The organism is Micrococcus sp. APC 4021 (assembly GCF_030407635.1).
Classification (GTDB): domain Bacteria; phylum Actinomycetota; class Actinomycetes; order Actinomycetales; family Micrococcaceae; genus Micrococcus; species Micrococcus luteus.
On the sequence record NZ_JASDCZ010000218.1, the window covers coordinates 1 to 1,272 of the forward strand.

Here is a 1,272-nt window from a genome sequence, read left to right on the forward strand (position 1 = left end):
ATACCTCCTGCGGGAACGCCCCGCCGGCCTCGTTGGCCCCGGCCCGAGTCAACAACGTCATGCCCTCCTACACCTAGCGGGCGGGGCCGACGCCTAGACTCAGGGCATGACTCCCGAGTGGTGGATGGCGCTGGCCGCCCTGGTGCTCCTGGCCGTGCTGATCGTCGTCGTGGTGGTGCTGGCGGTGCGCCAGGTCCGCCTCGGCGTGCAGCACGAGCGGACGCGTCTCCTGGTGGACGCCCTCGACGCGCGGATGGGCGGCGTGCAGCGCCGGCTGGAGGAGGTGCCCGGCATCGGCACGGGCCGGCACGAGGTCGCGCTGGTGCTGAACCCCATCAAGACGCACGCGGACCGGGTGCGGCGCGAGCTCGAGCGGCTCGCGGCGGCGGAGGGCCTCGGCGAGGTGCTCGTGCTCGAGACGCAGGAGGACGACCCCGGCACCGCCATGGCGCGGCAGGCCCTCGACGCCGGCGCCCGGCTCGTGATCGCCGCGGGCGGCGACGGCACGGTCCGCACCGTGGCCGAGCAGCTGGCCGGCACCGACGTCGCCCTCGGCGTGGTGCCGCTGGGCACCGGGAACCTGCTGGCCCGCAACCTGGACCTGCCGATCAACGACGTCGAGCAATGCCTGAGGATCGCCGTGGGGGGCCGGCAGCGGCGCATCGACACCGTGGACGTCCGCTTCACGCACGAGGACGGGCGCGTCACCCGGCAGACCTTCACCGTGATCGGCGGCGCCGGCTACGACGCGGACATCATGGGCGACACCAAGGACGAGCTGAAGAGCCTGGCCGGCTGGCTGGCCTACAGCGAGGCCGGCATACGGCACCTGCGCGGCAAGCGGCACGAGGTGACCGTGGCCCTCGACGGCGGTCAGCCCCGCCGGTTCAAGGTGCGCACCGTGATGGTGGCCAACTGCGGGATGCTCACGGGCGGCGTCGAGCTGCTGCCCCAGGCCAAGCTCGACGACGGCCTCCTCGACGTCATGGTCCTCTCGCCCCGGCACGCGCTCGACTGGGCGCGGATCGCCGTGAAGACCGTGACCCGGTCCCGCAGCTCCATCCCCGTGATGCACACGGAGCAGGCGCAGCGCGTGAAGGTGGAGTTCGCCGAGCCGATGCCCTCCCAGCTCGACGGCGACGCCACCGGGGTCATCACCGCCCTCGACGCCCGCGTGCAGCCGGACTCGCTCGTCGTGATGCTCGTGGCCGAGGACGACGCCTCCGTCCGCGACGACGGCGTCTCCGCCGCCGCCCCCGTCCCGGAACCGGC

Annotated in this window: 1 protein-coding gene; it reads left to right on the forward strand. The window is 73.6% G+C overall.

Going from position 1 to position 1,272, the window contains the following annotated elements; translation table 11 throughout:
* Positions 1-106 precede the first annotated feature (106 nt).
* On the forward strand, positions 107-1,272 hold a 1,166-nt coding region (locus QL983_RS11265; RefSeq protein ID WP_290153059.1), incomplete at its 3' end, for a diacylglycerol kinase family protein.